Consider the following 24,921-nt stretch of genomic DNA (forward strand, 5'->3'; position numbering starts at 1 on the left):
TCAGCCGACATCGGTTCCGCTCCGCCGCGCGACCCGCGACGATCGAGGCCGTGAAGTCGCCACGCGCGGTCCGCTTCGCCTTCCAGCCGCTGTACAGCCTCCACACGGGAGGTGTCGTGGCGCACGAAGCGCTGGCCAGGCCCGGCCGCGGCACCGTCCCCGAGCTGCTCGCGCAGGCGCGCCGCGACGGCAGGCTCGCCGAGGCCGACGTCGGGCTCGCGGTCGCCGCCGTCCGGCAGGACGCGGAAGACCCGACGTCGCTCCCCCTGCACCTGAACCTCTCCGCCCGCACCCTGGCCGCGCCGCCGTCGATGTACGAGGGCCTCCTCGAGGCGCTCGGTCAGGCCGGCCGCCGCACCCGCGACGTCGTGCTGGAGATCGGCCCGCCGTTCGCGCCGCTGCCGCCCGGCCGCGCGCTCGCCGGCATGCGGGAGCTCACCGAGCTCGGCTTCCGGCTCGCCCTCGACGGCCTCGGCCGCGGAGACCTGCCGCTGGGCCTGCTGGTCGAGGCGCCGATCGACCTGGTCAAGCTCGACCGGACCGTGCTGCGCGGGCTGCCGGACGACCCCGCTTCGGTCGCCGTGGCCGAGGCCTTGCTGCACTACACGAACCGCACCGGCACGCGGCTGGTCGCGACCGGCGTCGAGACCGACGCGCAGCTCGACGCCGTCCGCAACCTGGGCGTGCGGATCGCGCAGGGGCACCTCCTTGCGCCGCCGACGGCCGCCGGCCCGGCGCCGGCGCTGCTCACGCGCGCCCGCCCTTCGACCGGCGCCCCGGCACCCTGCGTCGGCGACTTCCTCCGCCCGGCGACGACCCTGCCGGAATCGGCGACGTGCGACGAAGTCCGCGCGGTGCTGGCGGCGGCCGACGCACCGAGCGGCGTGGTCGGGGTGGACGAGCTGAACCGGCCGCGCTGGTCGGTCGACCGGACCCGGTTCCTGGTCGCGGTCACCGGCCCGTACGGGCACGCGCTGCACGCGAAGCGCCCGGCGGCCCGCCTCGCGGACACCCCGCACACGATCGAGGCCCGCGCCGGCGCGATGGAGTTCCTCGAGCTGGTCACCGACGCGGACTGGGGCCGCACCGGCGACGACGTGGTCGTGGTCGACGAGCTCGGCCGCTGCCTCGGCGTGGTGCTGGTGACCGAGGTGGTCCGAGGCGTCGCGGAGGCGAAGGTCGAGGCGGCCGCGGCGCTGAACCCGCTGACACGGTTGCCGGGCAGCGACACGATCGCCCGCGACGTGGCCCGCCGCATCACCATCGGCGAGCCGTTCGTGGCGGCCTGGCTCGACATCGACGGGTTCAAGGCGGTCAACGACACGGCGGGCTTCGCGGCGGGCGACAACCTGATCCGCGAGATGGGCGCGGCACTGACGGAGCTGGCCGGCGGGTTGCGGCGCATGCGCGTGAGCCACGTGGGCGGCGACGACTTCCTGGTGGTGTGCGATGTCGACGAAATCGCGACGGTGGCGGGAGCGTTGCTGGACCGGTCCTGGTCGGCCGACGGCCTGCCGGTGACCGTCTCGCTGGCGACGCTGGTCTGCGCGAGTGGCGCGATCGGTTCGTACCAGGACGTTTCGCGGTTGCTGGCGCCGTTGAAGAAGCGCGCGAAGGCGGTGCCGGGGTCGAGCTGGGTGCTGAGCCGCCCGGGCGCGGAGCGGGTGGAAGTGCTGCGCGGCATCGGAACCCGCGGGTTGCGGGCCGCGGTCGGCTAACCCGGCGGCCAGTCGAGGGCCAGCTGAGCCGGGATCGTCAGCGCCGCCCAAGTCACGTACTCCTCGTGCGCCCACCCGCACACCGTCGTCAAGTGGTCGTAGGCCTCGTGCGAGGTGATCAACCCGATCGCGTCGGCCAAGCGCCCGGCCGACGCCCCTTCGGATGCCAGTCCCGCCGCCGAAAGCCGCTCCACGATCTCCGCGCGGCGCAGCACCGCGAGCTCGGCCCGGACCGCCGCCACCTCCGCGTCCGCCGCGGCCGCCGTCGTGAACGCGCGCCAGATCGGCAACGAATCGCGTACCCCCGCCGCGACGCGGGCGACCACCGACGGCAGGTCCGCCGGTCCGGCCGGGCCCGCCAAGGCGTCCAGGTCCACCGCGTCCGGGTCGCCCGCGAAGCCGGCCCGGAACGCGGCCAGCAGCAGCTGCGGTTTGCGGCCCGCCTGCGTCACCGTTTCCAGGCTCACCCCCGCCTCCGCGGCGATCTGCCGCATGCTCGTGCCCGCGTAGCCGCGCGCGGCGAACAGCTTCCCCGCCGTCGCCACCACGTGGGCCCGGGTCCGGCGCGCGCGGCCTTCGCGCACCGGTGAGGCATAACGGCGCCGCGCGCCTTCGGGTATCGTCATCAATTGGATAGTACATCGTATCGGTCAATTGAGGGGGAACCATGACCCGGGTACTCGTCTGCGTGCAGCCCGCGCGCGGCCACGTCGGGCCCACCAAGCCGATCGTCGAGGCGCTGGCCGCCGGCGGGCACGAGGTCACCGTCGTCACCGGGGCACGCCACCGGGAGACGTTCGAGAAGCTGGGCGCCACCGTCGACCTCCTGCCGCCGGCGGCCGACTTCGACGAAACCGACCTGGACGGCACGATCCCGGGCCGCGCCGGGAAGCGCGGCCTGGAGCTCGCCCGCTTCGAGCTCGCGAACTTCGTCCGCGCGATGCCGCACCAGCTCGGCGTCATCGACCGGCACGAAGCCGACGTCATCCTGTGCGATCCGCTGATGCCGGCCGGGCTGGCCCTGGTCCGCCGGGAACGGCGGCCGCGCCTGCTGACGCTCGGCTTCCTGCCGTTCATGCCGCCCGTTCCGAGCGGCCCGCCCGGGCACCCGCTGCGCGCCGCGATCCTCAAGGCGCTCACGCCGTGGATGACCGGGCCCGCGCAGAAGCTGGCGAAGGAGCTGCTCGGCGGCGACCCGGGCATGCTCTTCACGGACTGGCCGCTGCACAGCGACGGCGTCCTGCAGATGACCTGCCCGGGCTTCGAGTACCCGCGCGAGGGCGTGCCGCTGCACTTCATCGGCCCGACGACGGTCAGTGCGGTGAGCGAGCACCCGCTGCCGCCGTGGTGGGCCGACCTGGACGGCGACCGGCCGGTCGTGCACGTGACCCAGGGAACGGTCGCGAACGACGACCTCGGCCGGCTCGTCGAACCCGCCATCGACGCCCTGGCCGGCGAGGACGTCCTGGTCGTGGTGACGACGTGCGGCACGCCGCTGCGGCCGGGTCCGCTGCCGGACAACGTCCGGGTGGCCGACCTCCTGCCCTACGACGAGCTGCTCCCCCGCTGCGCCGCCATGGTCACCAACGGCGGGTACGGCGGGGTCAACCACGCCCTCCGCTACGGCGTGCCGCTGGTCGTGGTCGGGGCCAGCGAAGACAAGCGCGACGTCGCGGCCCGGGTCACCTGGTCCGGCGCGGGGATCGGCCGCGCCCGTGCGAAGGCTTCACCGCGGACCCTGCGGCGTGACGTCCGCAAGGTCCTGACCGACCCGCGCTACCGCACCCGCGCGCGCGAGCTGGCCACCGAAATGGCCGCCGCACCCCCGATGGCCGAAGTCGCCAAGCTCATCACGACGGGCTCGTGAGTGAGAAACAGGGTTCTGACCCTGTTTCTCACTCACGAGCCGTGGGCGGAGAGGTAGCTTGCGAAGCGCTCGTCGACCTCTTCGGGTGTCAGGCCGAAGTCCGCCAGGCGGTACCGGTGCACCGGTTTGCGCTCCCCGGTGCGGCTCGCTTCGTGCACCGACGTCATCGCCGCCCGCGCCTCCGGCGTGAACTCCAGTCCGAAGTGGTCGTACACAATGGACACCGTGCCGATCGGGTCCGCGACGAAGTCCTCGTACCGCACGTCGCAGAACTGCGCCGGGTCGTGCCGCGCCCGGGCCCAGCCGAACTCGTCGGCTCCGCGCGCCCACAGCTCGAGCTGCCCGCGCCCGATCACCTCGCCGCGGAACTTCGTGGACCAGCCGTCCGCGGCCTTCTCGGCCAGGCTGCACATCGACGCCATGATCGTGCTCGGCGCCCGGTGCGTCTGGACGACCAGCGCGTCCGGGTAGTTCGCCATCAGCGCGTCCAGCGCGAAGAGGTGGCTGGGGTTCTTGAGCACCCAGCGCTTGCCCGCGTCCGGCAGCCCGATCAGCTGCAGGTTGCGCTTGTGCCGGGCGTAGGCGTCCGTCCAGTCCTGCTTGGCCAGCCAGCGCGAGTACCGCGGCAGGTGCGCGAGGCACTCGAAGGACACCGACCGCATCGACTGGCGCAGCAGCTGCCAGCACTCCTCCACCTGGTCGGCGGACATGTGGTGGACGCCCATGAACTCCGGGTGCTCGACGTGGTGGCGCTCGTACCCGGCCTGGATCCCCTGGAAGATCGGGTTGTCCGCCCACGCGTCCCGCGGTGGCCGCGGCTGCGGGACCTCGGCGAGCCACACTTCCAGCCCCTGGTGTGCCGGGTCCTCGGCGAGCAGCCGGTGCAGGGCCGTCGTGCCGGTGCGGGGCAGCCCCGTGACGAAAATCGGCCGCTCGATGCGGACGTCGGCGTACGCCGGGTTCTGCTTCCACGACGCCTCGCTCAGCAGCCGCGCCACCAAGGCGCCGCGCAGCATCGCCCGGTGCACCTTGTTGCCGTACGGCGTCAGTTCCTCGTCGGCCTCGTACGACTCCAGCAGCACGCGCAGGCCTTCGGCGTACTCGTCCGCGCCGAAGTCGCCGAGCCCGGTGAGCTTCGACGCCGAGGCGTGCAGGTCGTCGAAGGTGCCGACGTCTTCCCGGCCGGGGAGCATGAACCCTCCTAGTGGTGGTACTCGCCGCCGTTGACGTCGAGGCACTGCCCGGTGATCGCCCGTGCCATCGGCGAGGCGAGGAACACCACGGCATCGGCGATCTCGTCGGGCTCCGGCAGTTTGCGCAGGTCTATGGTGGACGCCGTTTCGTTGTAGACGTCCTCCGGTGTGACGCCGCGTTCCTTGGCCAGGTAGGCGAAGTACCACTGGAGGTTCGGCCCCCAGATGTACCCGGGCGCCACGGTGTTGACGCGCACGCCGTCCGGCCCCAGCTCGCTGGCGAGGCTCTGGGACAGCGAAAGCAGCGCCGACTTCGCCATCTTGTAGGCCCCGAAGGTTCGCCGCGAATGCCGCAGCACGGCCGAGTTGATCATCACCAGCGAGCCCTTGCTCTCCTTGAGCGCGGGCAGGAACAACCGGGTCAGCCGGAGCACCGAGATCGCCGCCGTCTCGAACCCCGCGCGGACGGCGTCGAGGTCCACAGTGGCCAGATCGGTCAGCGGCGGGACGGCGAAGGCGTTGTGCACCACCGCGTCCACCCGGCCGAACGCCTCCACCGCCTCACGCACCAGGTTCGCCGCGGAGTCCGCGTCGTCGATGTCGGTGCGGACCGCGACCGCCCGGCGGCCGAGGTCGGTCACCTCCTTCGCGACCTCGCTCAGCCGAGACTCGGTGCGCGCGGCGAGCACGACGTCCGCGCCGGCCTGCGCGCTGCGCACGGCGATCGACCGGCCGAGCCCCGGGCCGATACCCGAGACCACGACCACTTTGCCTTGCAGCAGATCGGACACGCTCACCCCAGCATCCGGGCGGCGACGGCGTCCTGCCGGGCCGCGATCCGCGCCGCCCACTGCTCCGGCGTCACCCGCGCGTCGGCGTGGTGGGGCAGCCGGTCGGGCAGCTCGTCGGTCTTGACCACCTCGACGACCGGGCCGTCGTCCGGGCCGAGGTCGCGGGCGAGCCGCTGCCAGCGGATCTGGACGTACCCGCGGTCGTGCCCGGTCAGCTCCAGCCAGTTCGCCAGCCCGGGGTCGCGCTCGGCGAGCACGAACCGGATCTTGCCGTCCGGGTCGACCCGCGCCTGGTCGGCGGTCAGGCTCGTCTGGTGGTTGATGTAGTCGAGCGAGACGTACCAGAGGCTGCCGAGCTGGATGCCCTGGTACGGCGCGTCCGGGCAGCGCGGCACGGTGACGATCATCGCCTCTTCGGGGCCGAGCTCGTAGTGCCCGGCCGAGGAGAACTGCGTGGTGAGCCCGCCCGGTGTGGAGCGCGGCTCGGTCATCGTGTTCACCGGCAGGTTGTCGTAGAACCACTTCGGGAACGCGAGAAAGGTCTTGAGCCGGCTGAGCAGGATTTTGCCGGTGACGCCGTAGCGCTTGGCCAGCGCGGACCGGTCCGGCACCGGCGGCGCCTGGCCCGCCGTGTCGACGCACCGGATGCGGATCTCGCCCCGTCGTTCGGTGGCCCAGTCGCTGTAGACCTCGCGCACGACGAGCATCGACGAGCCCGCGCCGAGGACGAAGTAGTTCGGCGGCGGGTTGTCGCGGGCCGGGCCGAAGCGCAGCTCGAACCGGCCGTCCGGGCCGATCTTGAGCTGCCGGTCGTCGAACGCGGCGAGGCTGTCGGGCACCTCCACCGGCGAGTAGTCGCCGTTGAGGATCTGGAAGCTCAGGTCGGCGGTCGTCCCGCGGACCCCGGTGACCAGGTACTCGCGGTCGTCGCGGATGTTCGCGTTGAAGTACAGCGTGTCCGGGTTGTCCAGGCCCATCTTCGTGTACGGCCCGGTCGACGCGGTGAAGTACGGGAAGTCGCGCTGGTAGGCCCAGGCCATCTGCAGCGACGCCCGGATGCTGCCGGCGAGGTAGTCGTACCCCTCCAGAAGGCCCTGTTCGGTCTGCGCGGGCGGGGCTTCGGCGATCAGCTTCTCGGCCTCGACGATGGCGTCGGCGAACGGCCGGGTCAACGAGAACTCGTTCTCGATCATGCCGGGACAGCCCAGCGGTTCGCGAGCAGCCGGTAGCCGGGAATGGCGTCCCAGGACATCATCGATTCGTAGGTCCGGACGTACCCGATGTGCGACATCCGCCAGGCGCCGTCGTGGTCGCGGCGGTAGGTGTCCTCGTAGAACGCGGCGCCCTCGATGATCACCTTGTGGTCGGGCACGATGACCTTGTCGGTGAACGACCACCGCCCGGTCGCGGTGTCGCCGTCGACCTCGATCTCCGGCTGAGCTGCGTGGTGCACCGTGATGATGCCGTTGCCGAGGCTCTGGGTGAGGAACTCGACGATGGCGTCGCGGCCCTCGAACTGCTTGCCCCCACTCCCGACCGCGCGGGTCCCGTAGTCGGCCGTGGCGTCGACCGTGAAGGTGTCGGCCACCTGGTCCCACAGCTTCAGGTCCACCCCGCGCAGGTACCGGTACTTCAGCCGCTTGATCTCTTCGAGTACGACCAGGTCCATGCCCCTAGCGTCCCGCACGGCTTGACCAAAGACAAGAACATGTTCTACTTTTTTCCGGTGTCCGTGACCTCGTACGAGCTCTCGCACCTCGCCGCGCTCGAAGCGGAGGCCGTGCACGTCTTCCGCGAAGTCGCGGCGACCTTCGAGCGGCCGGTCCTGCTCTTCTCCGGCGGCAAGGACTCGGTGGTGATGCTGCACGCGGCCGCGAAGGCGTTCTGGCCGGCGCCGCTGCCGTTCCCGGTGCTGCACGTCGACACCGGCCACAACTTCGACGAAGTGATCCGGTTCCGCGACGAGACCGTCGCCGCCCTCGGCCTGCGTCTCGAGGTGGCCAGGGTGCAGGACGACATCGACGCCGGCCGCGTCGTCGAGGAGACCGGGCCGGGCGCCGGCCGCAACCGGCTGCAGACGGTGACGCTGCTGCGGGCCATCCGCGAGGGCGGGTTCGACGCCGTGTTCGGCGGTGCCCGCCGCGACGAGGAGAAGGCCCGCGCGAAGGAGCGCGTGTTCAGCTTCCGCGACGAGCACGGCCAGTGGAACCCGCGGGCGCAGCGCCCGGAGCTGTGGAACCTCTACAACGGGCGGCACCGGCGCGGCGAGCACATCCGCGTCTTCCCGCTGTCGAACTGGACCGAGCTGGACATCTGGCAGTACATCCGCGACGAGCGGATCGCCCTGCCGCCGTTGTACTACGCCCATCGGCGTTCCGTCGTCCAGCGCGACGGCATGCTGCTGGCGGCCACGCGTTTCCTGTCCCTTGTGGACGGCGAGACGCCGTACGAGGCGACCGTGCGCTTCCGCACGGTCGGCGACGCCACCTGCACCGGCTGCGTCGAATCGTCGGCGGCGACACCGTCCGAAGTGGTCGCCGAGGTGGCCGCCACCCGCGTCACCGAACGCGGCGCGACCCGCGCCGACGACCGGATTTCCGAAGCCGGCATGGAAGACCGCAAGCGGGAGGGCTACTTCTGATGCAGCTGCTGCGGATCGCCACCGCCGGGAGCGTGGACGACGGCAAGTCCACGTTGATCGGGCGGCTGCTGTTCGACTCGAAGGCCATCTTCACCGACCAGCTCGCCGCCGTCGAACGCGCCAGCCGGGACCGCGGCGAGGACTACCCGGACCTCGCGCTGCTCACCGACGGCCTGCGCGCCGAACGCGAGCAGGGCATCACCATCGACGTCGCCCACCGCTACTTCGCCACACCCAAACGCAAGTTCATCATCGCGGACACCCCGGGCCACCTGCAGTACACCCGCAACATGGTGACCGGCGCGTCCACCGCCGACCTGGCGCTGATCCTCGTCGACGCGCGCAAGGGCGTGCTGGAGCAGTCGCGGCGGCACGCGTTCCTCGCGTCGCTGCTCGGGATCGGGCACCTCGTGGTGTGCGTGAACAAGATGGACCTCGTCGAGTGGTCGCCGGAGCGGTTCGCCGAGATCCGCGAAGACTTCCGCCGGTTCGCGATGAAACTCGACGTCGCCGATCTGACGTTCGTCCCGGTTTCCGCGCTGCACGGCGACAACGTCGTCCACCGCAGCGCGAGCATGCCGTGGTACGAGGGCACTTCGCTGCTGCACCAGCTGGAAGAAGTGCACGTCGCCTCCGACCGCAACCTCATCGACGCGCGGTTCCCGGTGCAGTACGTGATCCGCCGGTCCGACTTCCGCGGCTACGCGGGCACCATCGCCGGCGGCGTGTTCAAGCCGGGTGACGAGGTCGTGGCGCTGCCGTCGGGGTTCACGTCGAAGGTGCGCGCGGTGTGGGGCCCGGGCGGGCAACCCCTTTCCGAGGCCTTCACGGGCCAGGCGGTGGCCGTGGAGCTGGCCGACGACCTCGACCTCGGCCGCGGGGCCATGCTGTGCCGACCCGGCAACCGCGCGGAATCGGCCCGCGAGGTCGACGCCCTGGTCTGCTGGTTCTCCGAACGCGCCGCGCTGAGGCCGGGCGCGACCTACGCGGTGCGCCACACGACCACCGAGACGCGGGGCACGGTGGAGCGGCTGGAGTACCGGCTCGACGTCACCACCCTGCACCGCGACGAGACAGCGGAAGCGCTGTCCTTGAACGACATCGGCCGCATCCGGCTGCGCACGCGCTCGCCACTGCTGTTCGACCCCTACCGCCGCAACCGGGCCACTGGCGGCTTCCTGCTGGTCGACGAGCACACCGGCGACACGGTCGCGGCGGGCATGATCACCGGCGCGGTCGCCTCCCCCGTCGTCTGGCACACGGCGGCGGTGCGGCGCGAAGACCGCCCCACCCGTGGCGCGACGGTGTGGCTGACCGGGCTTTCGGCGTCGGGCAAGTCGTCGGTGGCGGTCGAGCTGGAACGCCGGCTGGTCGCGGCGGGCCGCCCGGCGTACCTGCTCGACGGCGACAACCTGCGTCACGGCCTCAACGCCGGGCTGGGCTTCAGCCCCGAAGACCGCGCGGAGAACGTCCGGCGCGTGGCGGAGGTGGCGCGCCTGTTCGCGGACGCGGGTGTGGTGGCGATCGCGTCGCTGATCAGCCCGTACGAGTCCGATCGCGCCCGGGCGCGGACGATCCACGACGGACTGCCGTTCGTGGAGGTCTTCGTCGACACGCCGCTGGAGGTGTGCGAGGCGCGTGACCCGAAGGGCATGTACGCGAAGGCGCGCGCCGGGGAGATCAGCGGCTTCACGGGCATCGACGCGCCTTACGAGCGCCCGTCGTCGCCCGATCTGGTGCTGCGCCCCGGCGACGGCGACCCGGCGGCGATGGCGGCGGCGATCCAGGCCCTGCTCGACGACCTCGGCTGAAATCCGGTTGCTTCCGGCACCTAGGCTGGGCGGCATGACGTCGGTCAGGCAGGTCCAGGTCACCTTCGACTGCGCGGATCCCGAGCGGGTCGCCCGGTTCTGGTGCGAGGTGCTGGGGTACGAGCTGCAGGGGGACACCGCCTGCGTCGACCCGGCGGGCGTGGGCCCGCGGCTGTACTTCCAGCGCGTCCCCGAAGGCAAGGTCGTCAAGAACCGGGTGCACCTCGACGTCCGGGTCGGCACCGGGCTCGTCGGCGAAGAGCGGCTGGCCGCTCTCGAGGCCGAGTGCGCGCGGCTGGAGAAGCTCGGCGCGGTCCGCGGGCAGCTGCTGCTCGCCGACGAGGAAAACGAGTCGTGCCAGAACATGCAGGACATCGAGGGCAACGAGTTCTGCCTCGACTGAGGCCTACCCGGCTTCCAGGACGAAGAACAGGAAGCTCGGGAAGGTGTCGAGGATTTCGAAGTCGCCGGGGAACAGCTCCCGGGCCTCCGGGACCGGGTGCGGTTCGCTGATGACGGCGATCCGGAAACCGGCCGCGGTGAAGGCGTCGGTCATCGCGTGCAGCGGCTTGTTCCAGAACGTCATCCGCGCTTTTTCGCCGTGGAGCTCGAACTCGTCGGTCCAGGTGTAGGCCTCGAAGTAGTCCGGCCGCGGGCCTTCGTGGCGGTGGGTCAGGTTGATCATCATCGGGTGGTTGACCGAGGCGATCAGCCGGCCGCCGGGCTTGAGCACGCGCCGGAACTCGGCGAGCACCGGGTCCCAGTCGCGCAGGTAATGCAGTACCAGGGACGCCACGACGTCGTCGAACTCGGCGTCGGGGTACGGCAGCGGGTCGGTCAGGTCGGCGACCCGCAGGTCCGCGTCGGCGCCGAGCCGCGTTCTCGCGTGCGCCACCATGGCGGCGCTCTGGTCGAACCCGCTGACGACGGCGCCCTTGTCCCGCAGCGCCGCGAACAGCGGACCGGACCCGCAGCCGGCGTCGAGGATCCGGCGTCCGGCCGCGTCACCGACGAGCGCGAGGGTCGCGGGCCGCTCGTAGTAGGCGTTCATCAGGCTGGTTTCGTTCTCCGCCGTGTAGGCGCCGGCGAAGTCGTCGTATGCGGCAGTCACGCGGCCCATGGTGCCCGAATCAGCGTGACGGTGCCACGAAGCCCGATTCGTACGCCCGGATCACCGCCTGGGTGCGGTCGCGCGCGCCGAGTTTCGCGAGCACGTTGCCCACGTGGGTCTTCACCGTCTGGACGCCCAGGTACAGCTCGCCCGCGATCTCCACATTGGACAGTCCGCCGGCCATCAGCCGCAGCACCTCGCGCTCGCGTTCGGTCAATCCGGCGTTGGCCAGGCCGTCGCCGGCCGGGGCGGGCGCGTGCTGGGCGGCCAGCCGCCGGATCGCCGTCGGGAACAGCAGCGAATCCCCGGCCACGACGGTCCGGATCGCGGCGACGATCTCCTCCGGCCGGGCCCGCTTGAGCAGGAACCCGCTGGCTCCGGCGAGGAGCGCGTCGTAGACGTACTCGTCGTTCTCGAAGGTGGTCACCACGATGACCTTCGGCGGCTCGTCCACAGTGGACATCAGGTGCGTGGTGGCCCGGATCCCGTCGACGGCGGGCATCCGCACGTCCATGAGCACGACGTCGGGCCGCAGCCGGGCGACCAGCCCGGGCACTTCGGCACCGTCGGCGGCCTCGCCGAGCACGGCGAGCCCGGGTTCACTGTCGACGATCGCCTTCAGCCCGGCCCGGATCAGCGGTTCGTCGTCCACCAGCAGCACGCCGACGCTCATCGCCCGCTCCCCCACGGCACCCGCACCACGACCTCCCACTGCCCGTCCACCGGCCCCGCCGACAGCTCGCCGCCCAGCACCGCCACCCGCTCGGCCATCCCCCGCAGCCCCCGGCCACCGCCGGGCCGGCGCGTTCCGCTCCCCAGCGGGTTGGCGACCCGCGCGCGGAGCTCGTGCGCCGCGACCGCGACGACCACCGTCACCGGGACCCTACCGGCGTGCCGGACCGCGTTGGTCAGGCATTCCTGCAGGATCCGGTACACCTCGCGCGACACCACCGGCGGCACCGCGGCCAGATCACCGCCGAGGTCGGCCGTCACGTCGGTGCCCGCGAGCCGGGTCGTTTCGACGAGTGACGGCAGCGCGGTCAGCGTCGGCTGCGGTGTCCGGCCCGGCGCTTCCTCCCGCAGCAGGCCGAGGACGTGGTCGAGGTCGTCGAGCGCGGTGCGGGCGGACTCCTCGATGGCGCCGAGCGCGCGTTCGGTGAAGTCAGGGTCGGTGCGCAGCGTCCGCCGGGCGGCGCCGGCCTGCAGGGTGACGACGCTGAGCGCGTGCCCGACCGAATCGTGCAGCTCCCTGGCCAGGCGGTTGCGTTCGGCGAGCTGCTCGGTCCGCCGTTCGAGCCGGGCGATCCGGTCGGCGGCGGTCGTGCCGAGCAGCCCGGTCGCGGCCCGGCGCAGCAGCCCGCCCGCCGCGCCGACGGCGTAGACCAGCAGCACCACACCCGCTCCGAAGACCACCGGCAGCCACACCGAGGCCCAGCCCGTCGGCACGGTGACGGCCTCCCCCTCGTCGGTTTGGAAGAGCCGCCCGGTGAAGACGGCACTGATCGACAGCCCGACCGCGACCGGCGCGGCGAGGCTGAAGCAGCTGACGACGAACCCGGCGCCGACGTGCAGCACGAACATCACGGCCGCGCGCCGCCGGCCTGGGCGGGTGTGCGGTTTCGCGGGCGCGTCCGGCACCGGGTCGTCGAGCAGCTCGCGGACGGCGGTCGACTCGAGGACGTGCACGGCGGGCAGGAACGCCGTCCCGCCGAGGACGGCCAGGGTGAGCAGGCCGCCGACGACGGTGGCCTGCTCCAGCGTCGTGACGAACGGCAGCAGCGCCGGCACGGCGACCGCGGCGAACAGCAGGTAGGGCACGCTGATGGCGCCGCCGAGGACGAGGTAGACCCAGCGGCGGTAGGTCGCCTTGCTCGTCAACGGCCGGAGGATGCGCACCGGCCGATCTTCGCAGCCCGATGCCCCGCCGCGCCTCCCTCTCGCGGTGGACCCGCCTCACCCGTCGCTCTCGGCCGGCGTGACCACCGTGCGGCGGAAGTGGTTGAAGATGACCGACGTCCGGACGTCGACGATCTCCCGGCGCTGGGTCAGCCGGTCGAGGACGAACCCGCTCAGCTGGTCGTTGTCGGCGACGGCGATGTGCAGCAGGAAGTCGTCGCTGCCGGACATGACGAAGACGGAGAGCACCTCGGGCAGGCCGGTGACGAAGGCCCGGAACGACTCGATGACGGCCCGGTCGGGCGGCCGCAACCGCACGGCGACCATCGCCTGCACGGGCCGGCCGATCTTCTTCAGGTCGACGTCGACGGTGTGCCCGCGCACGATCCCCCGCCGGGTCAGGTCCCGCACCCGTTCGAGGCAGGTCGACTGCGCGATGTGCAGGCGGCGGGCGAGTTCCTTGTTCGTCTGCTTGGCATCCTCCTGGAGGAGGGTCAGCAGGGCCGTGTCAAGTTCGTCCATCGGGGCCGGACTCCGCTTCGGTGACTCGTATTATTCGTCATTTTTCCGGTTCCGCCGAATCTAGCACGGTGTTGACCGGGGTAGCTCCGGTTGTTCTCTACCTTGATGCGCATGATCACCGATTCACGGCCCGTCCGCCTGCCCGTGGCCTCCGTCCTGGGGGCGGCGCTGATCTGGAGCAGTTCGTTCGCGGTCACCAAGGTGGCGCTCGACCGGATCCCGCCGATGACGCTGGGCGCGCTGCGGTTCCTGCCGGCGGCGGCGATCCTCGGGGTGCTGGTGCACACGGGACCGGACCGCCGTCGCCTGCCTTCGCCGCGGGAGCGGTTGTTCATCGGCTCGGCGGGCCTGCTGGGGATCACGGCGTACTTCGCGCTGGAGAACGTGGGCGTCGACCTGGCGTCGGCTTCGGACGCGACGCTGATCGTGGCTGCGTACCCGGTGTTGACCATGGCTTTGTCCGGCCGCGGTGAGTTTTCCCCGCTGCGGCTGACGGGGATGCTGGTGGCGATCGCGGGAGTCTCGCTGGTGGTCCGGGCGAACGGCGCGCACTCGCTGTGGGGTGACGTCTTCCTGATCGCGGGCGGAGTGGCGTGGGCCGGGTACAACGTCCTGGCGCGGCGGGACGGTTCGGGCGCGTCGCCGATCGTGGCGACCTACTACCAGACTCTCGCCGGCGCGGGCGGGTTCGCGCTGCTGTCGTTGTCCGAAGTGGACCGGTGGAGCGTGCCCGGCGGGGCGGACTGGCTGCGGATCGGCTTTCTGGCGGGAGCCTGTTCGGTGGCGGCCTTCTTGCTGTACAACCACGGACTGCGGCGGCTGGACGCCAGTGCCGCGGTGAACCTGCTGAACATCGTCCCGGTGGCCGGACTGGGCTGGGCCGTCGTGCTGGCCGGGGAACGGCTCACGCTGGTGCAGGTGCTCGGCGGAGCGGTGGTCATCGCCGGGGTGATGCTGGGATTGCACCGGAGAAAGACCGGAGGTGGCCTCCGGCGCGCCACCGGAGGCCACCACGGAACCGCTCAGTGAGCCGTGCGGAGCTCCGCCGTCGCGGCCGCCAGCCCGTTCACCCACAGCGACTGCACCTTCGCCGCCTCGGCCGCGGACGGCTTGGCGTTCTTGCACGCCGTCCCCGGGCCGTGGCCGGACATCAGCTCGGTGCACGGCCCGCTGTAGTGGTCCGGCAGCCCCAGGTTGTGGCCCAGCTCGTGCGCCGCGATGCGGGTCGGGTCGTACCCCTCCGCCACCTGGCTCGTGTCGAGGTAGATCTGCCCGCGCCCGTGGCCGTTCGTGTTCGTGTACGAACCGCCGCTGTGCACCTCGTGGAACACGATCGTGGCGCTCGTGTTCCGCTTGACCAGCTTCACGTCCGTGACGGCGGCGTTCCAGTTGGCCGCGCCCTGGTCGATCTGGGCCAGGTAGTCCGGGGCGCCCGAGGAGCTGTAGTACAGCGTCGTGACCGCAGCCGCCGAGGCGGCCGGGGCGGTGGCCAGGCCCAGGCCCAGCGGGGCCGCGATGGCCAACGCGACCACCCGGCCCATCACGCGTCCGTTCATGTGTCTCCTTCGTCCGGTTCAGAGAGCACTTCACCGTCGTTCGCGCGATCAGGTTAGAAGCCCACCACCGCCGCGGCCACGGCCGAAAGTCGTTCCCCCGCGGGAGGGAGCCGCCTCCCGCCGCCGCGTGAGCCGCCGTCCCGGGCCGCCGTGGTCTGCTCGGCGTCGGCGAAAGGGAACCGATGGACATCTTGCTGGGCCTTATGACCCTCCCCCTGTACGTGCTCCTGCTGTGGCCGCTCGTCGCCGCGGCGCGGCGCGTGCTCGGCGTCCGGATCGGCGCCGTGCGCGCCCTGTGCGCCGCCGCCTTCGGCTGGCTCGTCGCCGGCGGCATCGGGCAGGCGTTCCCCGGTTCGCTGCTGCACCACGGCGGCGCGGCCCTCGGCCTGCTGATCCCGTTGGCGGGCAGCGCTTTCCTCGCCACGCTCATCTTCCTGTTCGTCGCCGAAATGGCGCTGCCCCACGGCTTCGGGCTCGGGCGGCTGCGGGGACGGCTTTCCCGGACCCGCCGGTACGCGCAGATCAGCCGGATCGCGGTCAAGCACGGCCTCGGCCGCTACCTGACCGGCCGCCGCGAACCCGGCCTCGCGCCGGGGCGGCACGCCAAGCTCGCGCGTTCCCTGCGCCGCGCGCTGGAAGAGGGCGGCGTGACGTTCGTGAAGCTCGGCCAGCTCCTGTCCACCCGCGCGGACCTGCTGCCGCCGGTGTTCGCCGACGAACTCGGCCGGCTGCAGGACCAGGTCGCCCCCGCCCGCGCCGACGCGGTGTGGGCCCTGCTCGCCGACGAACTCGGCGGCTCCCCCGACGACGTCTTCGCCGAATTCGACCCCGATCCGCTGGCCGCCGCGTCGGTCGCGCAGGTCTACCGCGCGAAGCTGCGCACCGGCGAAGACGTCGTCGTGAAGGTCCAGCGGCCGGGCGTGCGGGAGCAAGCCGAACGCGACATCGCCATCGTCCGGCGCGTCGCCGCGGCGCTGGAGGACCGCGCGGACTGGGCGCGCTCGCTCGGCGTCGCGGAACTGGCCGACGGGTTCGCCGCCGCCTTGGCCGAGGAACTCGACTTCACCATCGAAGCCCGCAACATCGCCGCCGTCGCCGCCACCGGCTCCCCGGACGTCGGGCTGCCGAGGGTCCACAAGGGACTCTCCACCGGCCGCGTGCTGGTCATGTCCCGCCTGGACGGCAAACCGCTCGCCACGGCGAAGGACACGCTGCCGCCGGCCGAGCGCAAGCGGCTGGCCCGCTCGCTCCTGCGCTGCCTGCTCGACCAGGTGATGATCGGCGGCGTCTTCCACGCCGACCCGCACCCGGGCAACCTCATGCTACTGCGCGACGGCCGGCTGGGCCTGCTCGACTTCGGCTCGGTCGGCCGGCTCGACACCGGCCTGCGGGGCGGCTTGCAGAACCTGCTGCTCGCCCTGGACCGCGGCGACCCGGCGGGCCTGCGCGACGGGCTCCTCGAAGTCGTCGACCGCACCGGCGAGATCGACGAGCAGCGCCTCGAACGCGCCCTCGGCGCCCTGGTCGCCCGGCACTTCGGCCCCGGCCGCACCCCGGACCTCGACCTGTTCACCGGCCTGTTCCGCGTGATCGCGGACTTCCGGCTCAGCGTGCCGCCGCCGGTGGCCGCGGTGTTCCGCGCACTGGCCACGGTCGAGGGCACCCTGGCCGCGCTGGACCCCGGCTTCGACGTCGTCGCCGAGTCCCGCGCGTTCGCCGCCGAGCAGGTCGGCGCCGGGCTGCGGCCGGGCCCGCTCGGCCGCACGGCGCTCGGCGAGCTGACGGCGCTGCTGCCGGTGCTGCGCCGCATCCCCCGCCGCATCGACCGGATCGGCGCGGCACTGGAGGAGGGCAGGCTGTCGGTGAACGTCCGGCTGTTCTCCGACGAGCGCGACCGCGACGTCGTCACCGGCCTGGTCCACGAGGCCCTGCTGGCCTTCGTCGGCGCGGCGACCGGGCTGATGGCGGTGTTCCTGCTGACGGGGTCGGGCGGGCCGCGCATCGCCGCGGACCTGACGCTGCACCAGGTCTTCGGCTACAACCTGCTGGTGATCAGCGCCCTGGTGGGATTGCGGCTGCTGTTCGTCGTCTTCCGGCGATCCGGACGAGCGTCACGATCGGCCCGATGAACCCGGCGACGAAGACGACCGCGCCGCCGAGCAGCCACCCACGTTCCCGCGGTGGCCCTCCTCGCCGTCGAAGGCGCGCACCTGCGGCGTTACCCCGTCCGCGGCGCGTACATGATCACCGCGACCCCCGCCAGGCACAGCAGCGCGCCGAGCACGTCGTACCGATCGGGGCGGTAACCGTCCGCGACCACGCCCCAGGCCAGCGACCCCGCCACGAACACCCCGCCGTACGCGGCGAGGATGCGGCCGAAGTGGGCGTCCGGCTGGAGCGTCGCGACGAAGCCGTACACGCCCAGCGCCACCACGCCGCCACCGATCCACAGCAGACCGCGGTGTTCGCGGATGCCCTGCCAGATCAGCCAGGCGCCGCCGATTTCGCACACCGCCGCGGCCAGGAACAGGAGGATCGACCGCAGGATCACTCCGGGATACTAACGGCCGTGCCGTTCACGCTGAGTCATCCCGCCGCCGTACTCCCGCTGGCGAAGCACCCCCTGGTGCCGTCGGCGCTCGTCGCCGGGTCGGTCGCGCCGGACCTCTTCTGGTTCGTGCCCGCGCCGGAAGGGTTCGGCCTCTCGCGGACCCACGAATTCACGGCCGTCCTCTGGCTCGACCCGCTCCTCGCGCTGGCCCTGCTCGCCGTCTTCCACGTGCTGCTGAAGCGGCCGCTCACGGCCCTGGCCCCGCAGCGCCTGGCCGAACGGCTCCCCCGCCGATCCTTCGGCTGGAAGCGGCCGGGGTGGATCGCGCTGTCGCTCGTGCTCGGCGCCGCCACGCACGTCGGGTGGGACGCCTTCACCCACGAAAGCGGCGGCCCGGCCTTCCTGCGGATCCCGCTCGTCACCGGCGTCGACGTCGGGCGGCTGATCCAGCTGGTCAGCACCCTCGCCGGGGCCGCCGTGCTCGCCTGGTGGCTGTGGCGCTGGTACCGCGGCGCGCCCGTCACGCCGGCGCCGCCGGGCCTGCGCCGCCGGAAGACCGTGGCCGCGTTCCTGGCCCTCGGCGCGGCCGTCGGCGGCGTGGTGCAGGTGCTGCCGTTCCTCGCCGCCCACGACCCGATGACCCCGGCGGGCGTCTTCGGCAACGCGACCTACCTGCTCGTCACCGGCGCCGGCAGCGGGTTCGCGGTCGCCCTCGGCCTCTACGCGCTCGCCTGGCACGCACGGTATAGGGCGTTATACGCGAAACGGGCCACCCCGGAGGGTGACCCGCTCGACGCGAGAGAACTCAGACCGTGAAGCCGAGGGCGCGCAGCTGCTCGCGGCCGTCCTCGGTGATCTTCTCCGGACCCCACGGCGGCATCCAGACCCAGTTGATCCGGAAGTCCTTGACCAGGCCGCCGGAGGTCAGCGCCGCCGACGTCTGGTCTTCGATGACGTCGGTCAGCGGGCAGGCCGCGGACGTCAGCGTCATGTCGATGGTCGCCGTGTTGTCCGGCTCGACGCGGATGTCGTAGACCAAACCCAGGTCGACGACGTTGATGCCGAGTTCCGGGTCGACGACGTCGCGCATGGCTTCCTCGACGTCCTCGAGCTTGGCGAGGTCGAGGTCCTGCGTCGCCGTGGTCTCGGCGTCGAGGTCGGCGGCGGTGCGCCCCTCACGAGTGGCGGTTTCTTCGGTCATGCCTGTTCAGCTCCACTGCTCGTCCGGGCGACGGCGTCCTTGAAAGCCATCCAGCCGAGGAGGGCGCACTTCACGCGGGCCGGGTACTTGGCGACGCCCGCGAAGGCGACCCCGTCCTCCAGCACGTCCTCGTCCGGCTCGACCTTTCCTTTGCCCTGCATCAGTTCCACGAAGGCGTCCATGGTGGTGAACGCCTCCTCAAGCGTGTGGCCGACGACGAGATCCGTCAAGACCGACGTCGAGGCCTGGCTGATCGAGCAGCCCTGGCCGTCGTAGGAAACGTCGGTGACCTTCCCGTCGTCGAGCTTCACCCGCAGCGTCACCTCGTCGCCGCAGGTCGGGTTGACCTGGAACGACTCGGCGTCGAACGGGTCGCGCAGGCCGCGCCCGTGCGGGTGCTTGTAGTGGTCCAGGATGATCTCCTGGTACATGCTCTCCAGGTTCACTGTCCCACCCCGAAGAACTTCTGCGCCTCGCGGACCCCGGCCACCAGGGCGTCCACCTCGGACAGGTCGTTGTAGAGGTAGAACGAGGCGCGCACGGTCGCCTGCGCGTTGCACGCCCGGTGCAGCGGCCACGCGCAGTGGTGGCCGACGCGGACGGCGATGCCGAGGCTGTCGAGCACCTGGCCGGCGTCGTGCGGGTGCACGCCGTCGATCACGAACGACACGGTCGCGCCACGGTCCTCGAGGTCCGTCGGGCCGATGATCCGGACACCCGGGATCGCGCCGATGCCTTCGAGGGCCGCCGCGGCGAGTTCCTTCTCGTGCGCCGCGACGCGGTCCATGCCGATCGCGGTGAGGTAGTCGACGGCCGCGCCGAGGCCGATGGCCTGCGACGTCATCGGCACGCCCGCCTCGAACCGCTGCGGCGGCGGCGCGAAGGTCGAGCCCTCCATCCGGACCATCTCGATCATCGAGCCGCCGGTCAGGAACGGCGGCATCGCTTCGAGCAGCTCGGTGCGCCCGTAGAGGACGCCGATGCCGGACGGGCCGAGCATCTTGTGCCCGGAGAACACCGCGAAGTCGACGCCGAGGGCGTGGAAGTCCACCGGGAAGTGCGGCACCGACTGGCAGGCGTCGAGCACGGTGAGCGCGCCGACGGCCTTGGCCTTCTCGACCAGCAGCGAGACCGGGTTGACCGTGCCGAGCACGTTCGACTGGTGCGCGAACGCGACCACCTTCGTGCGCTCGGTGATCAGCTCGTCCACATCGGACAGGTCGAGGCGGCCGTTTTCGGTGACCTTGAACCACTTCAGCGTCGCCCCGGTGCGCTGGCACAGCTGCTGCCACGGCACGAGGTTCGCGTGGTGCTCCATCTCGGTGACGACGACCTCGTCACCCGGGCCGACCACGAACCGCGCCGCCTCGGGGCCGGCCGTGGCGGCGTTGCTCATCGAGTACGCGACGAGGTTGATGCCTTCGGTGGCGTTCTTGGTGAACACCAGCTCTTCGGGGTCGGCGCCGACGAACTCGGCGATCTTCGCCCGCGCGGACTCGTAGGCGTCGGTCGCCTCTTCGGACAGCTGGTGCGCACCGCGGTGCACGGCGGCGTTCGAAGTGAAGACGTACTCGCGTTCGGCATCGAACACCGCGGTGGGACGTTGCGAAGTCGCCCCTGAATCCAGGTACACCAAGGGTTTCCCGTCGCGAACCGTGCGCGACAGGATGGGGAAGTCGGCCTTCAGGGCCGCCACGTCCAGTGGCAGAGAACCGGCCGAGGTGGTGGTCATCGGGCCGACTCCTCTCTTCTCGGTGTATTTGCGCAGGAACGTCAGACGGACGCGGGCTCGGACTTGCCCACGTACTTGACGTACCCGTTCTCCTCCAGCTCGTCGGCCAGCTCCTTGCCGCCCGACTCGACGATCTTGCCGCCGGCGAAGACGTGCACGAAGTCCGGCGTGATGTGCCGCAGGATCCGGGTGTAGTGCGTGATCAGCATGACGCCGACCTCGCTGTTGGCCTTGTACTCGTTGACGCCCTGCGAAACGATCCGCAGCGCGTCGACGTCGAGGCCGGAGTCGGTCTCGTCGAGGATGGCGAACTTCGGCTTGAGCAGCGCCAGCTGCAGGATCTCGTGGCGCTTCTTCTCGCCGCCGGAGAAACCCTCGTTGACCGAGCGCTCGGCGAACTCCTGCGAGATCTCGAGCTTGCCCATCTCCTCCTTGACCTCCTTGACCCAGTGGCGCAGCTTGGGGGCCTCGCCACGGACCGCGGTGGCCGCGGTGCGGAGGAAGTTGGACATCGACACGCCCGGCACCTCGACCGGGTACTGCATGGCCAGGAACAGGCCGGCCCGCGCGCGCTCGTCGACGCTCATCTCGAGGACGTTCTCGCCGTCGAGCAGCACCTCACCGGAGGTCACCTGGTACTTGGGGTGGCCGGCGATGGCGTAGGACAGGGTGGACTTGCCGGAGCCGTTGGGGCCCATGATCGCGTGCGTCTCACCCGACTTGATCGTCAGGTTGACGCCCTTGAGGATCTCCTTGGCGCCTTCCTCGGTGGTCACCGAGGCGTGCAGGTCCTTGATTTCCAGGGTTGCCATTTCTTCGTTTTCCTAAAGTCTCAGTGGACGGCGTCAGGCGCCAACGGCTTCGAGCTCGGCTTCGATCGCCGCTTCGAGGCGCTCGCGCACCTCGGGGACGTCGATCTTGACCAGGATCTCGTGGAAGAACCCGCGCACGACCAGGCGCCGCGCGGCTTCTTCGGCGATCCCGCGCGACTGCAGGTAGAACAACTGCTCGTCGTCGAACCTTCCCGTCGCGCTCGCGTGGCCGGCGCCTTCGATCTCGCCGGTCTCGATCTCGAGGTTCGGCACCGAGTCCGCGCGCGCCCCCGGGGTGAGCACCAGGTTGCGGTTGAGCTCGTAGGTGTCGGTGGCCTCGGCCGCCGCGCGGATCAGGACGTCGCCGATCCACACCGTGTGCGCGCCTTCGCCCTGCAGGGCGCCCTTGTACATCACGTTCGACTTGCAGTTCGGGACCGCGTGGTCGACGAAGAGCCGGTGTTCCTGGTGCTGGCCGGCGTCGGCGAAGTAGAGGCCGAGCATCTCGACGTCGCCGCCCTTGTCCGCGAACGTCGCCGTCGGCGAGACGCGGACCAGGTCACCGCCCAGGGTGATGACGATGTGCTTGAGCGTCGCGTCGCGGCCGAGCTTGAGGTGCTGCTCGGAGACGTGCACCGCGTCGTCGGCCCAGTCCTGGACGCTGACCACGGTGACCTTGGCGCCGTCGCCGATGACGAACTCGACGTTGTCGGCGTAGGTGCCGGAGCCGACGTGGTCGAGCACGATGACGGCTTCGGCGAACGCCTCGGCGCGGACCTGCAGGTGCCCGTAGGCGACCTGGCCCTCACCGGGGCCGTGGATGCGCAGCACGGACGGCTTCGACGCCTGCGTCTCCTTCGGCACCGTCACGACGGTGGCCTTGGTGAACGCCGAGTAGGCCTGCGCGGCGATCCGGTCGCTCGGGACGCCGGCCTGGCCCAGCCGCGGGTCGTCGCGGCCGACGGTCACGACGCCCAGCTCGGGCGCGGCCTCGACGTCCACGGTGACCTCGCCGGTGGCCTGCGCGCTGCCGTCGTGCAGGCCGCGGAGGCGCTTCATCGGCGTGAAGCGCCAGTTCTCCTCACGGCCGCCCGGGACCTCGAAGGCCTCGACGTCGTAAGAAGTGAACCGCTCCGCGCGGGAGGCCGCCGGGATGACGGCCCCCTCGCGGAGGGCTTCGGAAACGTTGTTCTCGGTAACCGACATGACTAGCCGACGGACCCTTCCATCTGGAGCTCGATCAGGCGGTTCAGCTCGAGCGCGTACTCCATCGGCAGCTCACGGGCGATCGGCTCGACGAAGCCGCGCACGATCATCGCCATCGCCTCGGCCTCGTCGAGGCCGCGCGACATCAGGTAGAACAGCTGGTCCTCGCTGACCTTGGACACCGTGGCCTCGTGGCCCATGGACACCTCGTCGTTGCGGATGTCCACGTACGGGTACGTGTCCGAACGCGAGATGGTGTCCACCAGCAGCGCGTCGCAGACCACGCTGGAGCGCGAGTGGTGCGCCCGCTTCGCGACCTTGACCAGCCCGCGGTAGGACGTCCGGCCGCCGCCGCGCGCCACCGACTTCGACACGATGGTCGAAGAGGTGTACGGCGCGAGGTGCTCCATCTTGGCGCCCGCGTCCTGGTGCTGGCCCTCGCCCGCGAACGCGACCGACAGGACCTCGCCCTTGGCGTGCTCGCCCATGAGGAACACCGACGGGTACTTCATCGTCACCTTGGAACCGATGTTGCCGTCGATCCATTCCATGGTCGCGCCCTCTTCGCACTTGGCGCGCTTGGTGACCAGGTTGTAGACGTTGTTCGACCAGTTCTGGATGGTCGTGTAACGGCAGCGGGCACCCTTCTTGACGATGATCTCCACGACCGCCGAGTGCAGCGAGTCGGACTGGTAGATCGGCGCCGTGCAGCCCTCGACGTAGTGCACGTAGGCGTCTTCGTCGACGATGATCAGGGTGCGCTCGAACTGGCCCATGTTCTCGGTGTTGATCCGGAAGTAGGCCTGCAGCGGGATCTCGACGTGCACGCCCTTCGGCACGTAGATGAACGAGCCGCCGGACCACACCGCCGTGTTCAGCGCGGAGAACTTGTTGTCCCCGGCCGGGATGACCGAGCCGAAGTACTCCTGGAACAGCTCCGGGTGCTCCTTGAGCGCGGAGTCGGTGTCCAGGAACAGGACGCCCTGCTCCTCCAGGTCCTCGCGGATCTGGTGGTAGACGACCTCGGACTCGTACTGCGCGGCGACCCCGGCGACGAGGCGCTGCTTCTCCGCCTCGGGGATGCCCAGCTTGTCGTACGTGTTCTTGATGTCCTCGGGCAGTTCCTCCCAGGAGGTGGCCTGCTTCTCCGTGGACCGCACGAAGTACTTGATATTGTCGAAGTCGATCCCGGAGAGGTCGGCCCCCCAGTTGGGCATGGGCTTCTTCTCGAAGAGCTTGAGCGCCTTCAGTCGCGCTTCGCGCATCCACTCCGGCTCGGACTTCTTCGAGGAGATGTCGGTGACGACGTCCTCGTTCAGGCCGCGACGGGCGCTGGCGCCCGCCTCGTCGGAGTCCGCCCAGCCGAACGCGTACTTGCCAAGGGACTCGATGGTCTCTTCCTGGCTCAGTGGCGCGGTGGTGGGAGTGCGCTGCTCGGCAGCGGCAGTCATGCGGGTTTCCCTCCATTCGGGATCCGTGCTGTGCGTCCCTCGGGGGACGCCGTTCTCACCGGCTCGGGATGGGCCGGCTGACCCGCCGTGACGGGTACGTGGGTGGTGCACGCGGAGTCCCCGCGTGCGATGGTCGCCAGCCGCTGGACGTGGGTGCCCAGCAGCTTCGCGAACGCCTCCGTCTCGGCCTCGCACAGCTGCGGGAACTCCGCGGCGACGTGGGCGACCGGACAGTGGTGCTGACAGAGCTGCGCGCCCACGTTCTGGCCTGCCGTGGGCGCGCCGACCTCGCGGGTCGACGCAGCGTAGCCTTCCCTGCTCAGCGCGGTCGCGAGGGCCTCCGCGCGCGTCGCGGGATCACCCTGACCGGTGATCGCCGCGCGGTGCGGGCCGACCAGCCTCTCGATGCGCTGCTCGGCGAAGGCGCGCACAGCGTCTTCCCCGGCGTGCTCGGCCAGGAAGCGGACCGCGGAGACGGCCAGATCGTCGTAGGCGTGCCCGAAGCGGGCACGGCCGGGCTCGGTCAGCAGGAAGAGCTTCGCCGGGCGGCCCCGGCCCCGGGGCCCGCGGCGCGGCGCGTCCCGCGTCTCGGCTTCGCCATCCGCGAGAAGTGCGTCCAGGTGCCGTCGGACGGCGGTGGGGCTGATCCCGAGCTGCTCGGCGACCACGACGGCGGTCATGGGACCCTGTTCCAGCAGGAGCCGGGCGACCTCGTGGCGGGTCTTGCCCTCGGCGCTGACCTGCGACGGGACGTGCGGGAGCGCGGCGCGGGGCATGTCGCCGCCCGCCTGGTCACCCGCCTCCGTCTTTTTCACAACACAAGTGTGTCTTATTTCCGGGTGATCGGCAAAGGCGGGGTGTC

At 71.3% G+C, this 24,921-nt stretch carries 26 protein-coding genes; 8 read left to right on the plus strand and 18 right to left on the minus strand.

Annotation, left to right across the window (positions count from 1 at the left end; all coding sequences use genetic code 11):
• Nucleotides 1–50: 50 nt before the first annotated feature.
• Nucleotides 51–1,718 (plus strand): GGDEF domain-containing protein, encoded by a 1,668-nt coding sequence (locus tag IE317_RS27195; protein WP_191314188.1) that lies wholly within the window; start codon nt 51–53, stop codon nt 1,716–1,718.
• Here IE317_RS27195 and IE317_RS27200 read toward each other — a convergent pair.
• Complete coding sequence (locus IE317_RS27200; RefSeq protein ID WP_191314189.1) at nt 1,715–2,344, minus strand: TetR/AcrR family transcriptional regulator; 630 nt, start codon at nt 2,342–2,344, stop codon at nt 1,715–1,717. The genes IE317_RS27195 and IE317_RS27200 overlap by 4 nt on opposite strands.
• A gap of 41 nt (nt 2,345–2,385) precedes the next feature.
• On the opposite strand from IE317_RS27200, the gene IE317_RS27205 reads away from it, so the two are divergent.
• Nucleotides 2,386–3,585, plus strand: coding sequence for a glycosyltransferase (locus tag IE317_RS27205; RefSeq protein ID WP_191314190.1), 1,200 nt, complete (start codon nt 2,386–2,388; stop codon nt 3,583–3,585).
• Nucleotides 3,586–3,617: 32 nt separating this feature from the next.
• Here IE317_RS27205 and IE317_RS27210 read toward each other — a convergent pair whose 3' ends face one another.
• The 4 genes from IE317_RS27210 to IE317_RS27225 are packed head-to-tail and all read right to left on the minus strand — an operon-like array spanning nt 3,618 to nt 7,238.
• Nucleotides 3,618–4,778 carry a sulfotransferase family protein gene (locus IE317_RS27210; protein WP_191314191.1) on the minus strand — a complete coding sequence of 387 codons (1,161 nt, stop codon included), beginning with the start codon at nt 4,776–4,778 and terminating at the stop codon, nt 3,618–3,620.
• An 8-nt stretch (nt 4,779–4,786) separates the two neighbouring features.
• Nucleotides 4,787–5,575 (minus strand): SDR family oxidoreductase, encoded by a 789-nt coding sequence (locus IE317_RS27215; protein WP_191314192.1) that lies wholly within the window; start codon nt 5,573–5,575, stop codon nt 4,787–4,789.
• Nucleotides 5,572–6,762 (minus strand): hypothetical protein, encoded by a 1,191-nt coding sequence (locus IE317_RS27220; RefSeq protein WP_191314193.1) that lies wholly within the window; start codon nt 6,760–6,762, stop codon nt 5,572–5,574. The genes IE317_RS27215 and IE317_RS27220 overlap by 4 nt, the downstream gene beginning before the upstream one ends.
• Nucleotides 6,759–7,238, minus strand: coding sequence for a nuclear transport factor 2 family protein (locus tag IE317_RS27225; protein ID WP_191314194.1), 480 nt, complete (start codon nt 7,236–7,238; stop codon nt 6,759–6,761). Before IE317_RS27225 ends, IE317_RS27220 begins: the two co-directional genes overlap by 4 nt.
• A 39-nt stretch (nt 7,239–7,277) precedes the next feature.
• Between IE317_RS27225 and cysD the strand changes: the two genes are divergently transcribed.
• From cysD to IE317_RS27240, 3 genes are read left to right on the plus strand one after another with little or no spacing between them, the layout of a single operon-like run.
• Entirely contained in the window at nt 7,278–8,210 is a 933-nt protein-coding gene (gene cysD, locus IE317_RS27230) for a sulfate adenylyltransferase subunit CysD (RefSeq protein ID WP_191314195.1), read from the plus strand.
• Complete coding sequence (gene cysC / locus IE317_RS27235) at nt 8,210–10,021, plus strand: adenylyl-sulfate kinase (RefSeq protein WP_191314196.1); 1,812 nt, start codon at nt 8,210–8,212, stop codon at nt 10,019–10,021. The genes cysD and cysC overlap by 1 nt, the downstream gene beginning before the upstream one ends.
• A 34-nt stretch (nt 10,022–10,055) precedes the next feature.
• On the plus strand, nt 10,056–10,424 hold the full coding sequence (locus IE317_RS27240) for a VOC family protein (RefSeq protein ID WP_191314197.1): 369 nt from the start codon (nt 10,056–10,058) through the stop codon (nt 10,422–10,424).
• Between the two features lie 3 nt (nt 10,425–10,427).
• Here the strand turns inward: IE317_RS27240 and IE317_RS27245 are convergent, their stop codons facing one another.
• The 4 genes from IE317_RS27245 to IE317_RS27260 are packed head-to-tail and all read right to left on the minus strand — an operon-like array spanning nt 10,428 to nt 13,550.
• Nucleotides 10,428–11,132: a class I SAM-dependent methyltransferase gene (locus tag IE317_RS27245; protein WP_191314198.1), complete on the minus strand. Its 705-nt coding sequence runs from the start codon at nt 11,130–11,132 to the stop codon at nt 10,428–10,430.
• Nucleotides 11,133–11,151: 19 nt separating this feature from the next.
• A complete protein-coding gene (locus IE317_RS27250) occupies nt 11,152–11,805 on the minus strand; it encodes a response regulator (protein ID WP_191314199.1) in 654 nt (217 codons plus the stop codon).
• Nucleotides 11,802–13,028, minus strand: coding sequence for a sensor histidine kinase (locus IE317_RS27255; RefSeq protein WP_191314200.1), 1,227 nt, complete (start codon nt 13,026–13,028; stop codon nt 11,802–11,804). Before IE317_RS27255 ends, IE317_RS27250 begins: the two co-directional genes overlap by 4 nt.
• 57 nt (nt 13,029–13,085) lie before the next feature.
• Complete coding sequence (locus IE317_RS27260; RefSeq protein ID WP_086842407.1) at nt 13,086–13,550, minus strand: Lrp/AsnC family transcriptional regulator; 465 nt, start codon at nt 13,548–13,550, stop codon at nt 13,086–13,088.
• Nucleotides 13,551–13,661: 111 nt separating this feature from the next.
• Here IE317_RS27260 and IE317_RS27265 point away from each other — a divergent pair, with 111 nt between their 5' ends.
• The gene (locus IE317_RS27265; RefSeq protein ID WP_191314201.1) at nt 13,662–14,579 is read left to right on the plus strand and encodes a DMT family transporter; all 918 of its coding nucleotides are present in this window, start codon (nt 13,662–13,664) and stop codon (nt 14,577–14,579) included.
• Here the strand turns inward: IE317_RS27265 and IE317_RS27270 are convergent.
• Nucleotides 14,573–15,106, minus strand: coding sequence for a snapalysin family zinc-dependent metalloprotease (locus IE317_RS27270; RefSeq protein WP_191314202.1), 534 nt, complete (start codon nt 15,104–15,106; stop codon nt 14,573–14,575). The genes IE317_RS27265 and IE317_RS27270 overlap by 7 nt on opposite strands.
• Before the next feature lie 182 nt (nt 15,107–15,288).
• On the opposite strand from IE317_RS27270, the gene IE317_RS27275 reads away from it, so the two are divergent.
• On the plus strand, nt 15,289–17,235 hold the full coding sequence (locus IE317_RS27275) for an ABC1 kinase family protein (protein WP_191314203.1): 1,947 nt from the start codon (nt 15,289–15,291) through the stop codon (nt 17,233–17,235).
• Between the two features lie 89 nt (nt 17,236–17,324).
• On the opposite strand, the gene IE317_RS27280 is transcribed toward IE317_RS27275, so the two are convergent.
• Nucleotides 17,325–17,657: a YnfA family protein gene (locus tag IE317_RS27280; protein WP_191314204.1), complete on the minus strand. Its 333-nt coding sequence runs from the start codon at nt 17,655–17,657 to the stop codon at nt 17,325–17,327.
• A gap of 18 nt (nt 17,658–17,675) precedes the next feature.
• Between IE317_RS27280 and IE317_RS27285 the strand changes: the two genes are divergently transcribed.
• Nucleotides 17,676–18,473, plus strand: coding sequence for a DUF4184 family protein (locus IE317_RS27285; protein ID WP_191314205.1), 798 nt, complete (start codon nt 17,676–17,678; stop codon nt 18,471–18,473).
• On the opposite strand, the gene IE317_RS27290 is transcribed toward IE317_RS27285, so the two are convergent.
• The 7 genes from IE317_RS27290 to IE317_RS27320 are packed head-to-tail and all read right to left on the minus strand — an operon-like array spanning nt 18,463 to nt 24,835.
• Nucleotides 18,463–18,858 (minus strand): metal-sulfur cluster assembly factor, encoded by a 396-nt coding sequence (locus IE317_RS27290; RefSeq protein WP_191314206.1) that lies wholly within the window; start codon nt 18,856–18,858, stop codon nt 18,463–18,465. The genes IE317_RS27285 and IE317_RS27290 overlap by 11 nt on opposite strands.
• Nucleotides 18,855–19,304 carry a Fe-S cluster assembly sulfur transfer protein SufU gene (gene sufU / locus IE317_RS27295; RefSeq protein ID WP_191314207.1) on the minus strand — a complete coding sequence of 150 codons (450 nt, stop codon included), beginning with the start codon at nt 19,302–19,304 and terminating at the stop codon, nt 18,855–18,857. The genes IE317_RS27290 and sufU overlap by 4 nt, the downstream gene beginning before the upstream one ends.
• Nucleotides 19,301–20,590 (minus strand): cysteine desulfurase, encoded by a 1,290-nt coding sequence (locus IE317_RS27300; RefSeq protein WP_191314208.1) that lies wholly within the window; start codon nt 20,588–20,590, stop codon nt 19,301–19,303. Before IE317_RS27300 ends, sufU begins: the two co-directional genes overlap by 4 nt.
• 41 nt (nt 20,591–20,631) lie before the next feature.
• Entirely contained in the window at nt 20,632–21,402 is a 771-nt protein-coding gene (gene sufC / locus IE317_RS27305) for a Fe-S cluster assembly ATPase SufC (RefSeq protein WP_191314209.1), read from the minus strand.
• 33 nt (nt 21,403–21,435) lie between these two features.
• Complete coding sequence (gene sufD, locus IE317_RS27310; RefSeq protein ID WP_191314210.1) at nt 21,436–22,608, minus strand: Fe-S cluster assembly protein SufD; 1,173 nt, start codon at nt 22,606–22,608, stop codon at nt 21,436–21,438.
• Nucleotides 22,609–22,610: 2 nt separating this feature from the next.
• Complete coding sequence (gene sufB, locus IE317_RS27315) at nt 22,611–24,059, minus strand: Fe-S cluster assembly protein SufB (RefSeq protein ID WP_191314211.1); 1,449 nt, start codon at nt 24,057–24,059, stop codon at nt 22,611–22,613.
• Nucleotides 24,056–24,835, minus strand: coding sequence for a helix-turn-helix transcriptional regulator (locus IE317_RS27320; protein WP_191314260.1), 780 nt, complete (start codon nt 24,833–24,835; stop codon nt 24,056–24,058). Before IE317_RS27320 ends, sufB begins: the two co-directional genes overlap by 4 nt.
• Between the last annotated feature and the right edge of the window lie 86 nt (nt 24,836–24,921).

The sequence above is a fragment of the Amycolatopsis bullii genome (assembly GCF_014654205.1).
In the GTDB taxonomy this organism is placed as follows: domain Bacteria; phylum Actinomycetota; class Actinomycetes; order Mycobacteriales; family Pseudonocardiaceae; genus Amycolatopsis; species Amycolatopsis plumensis.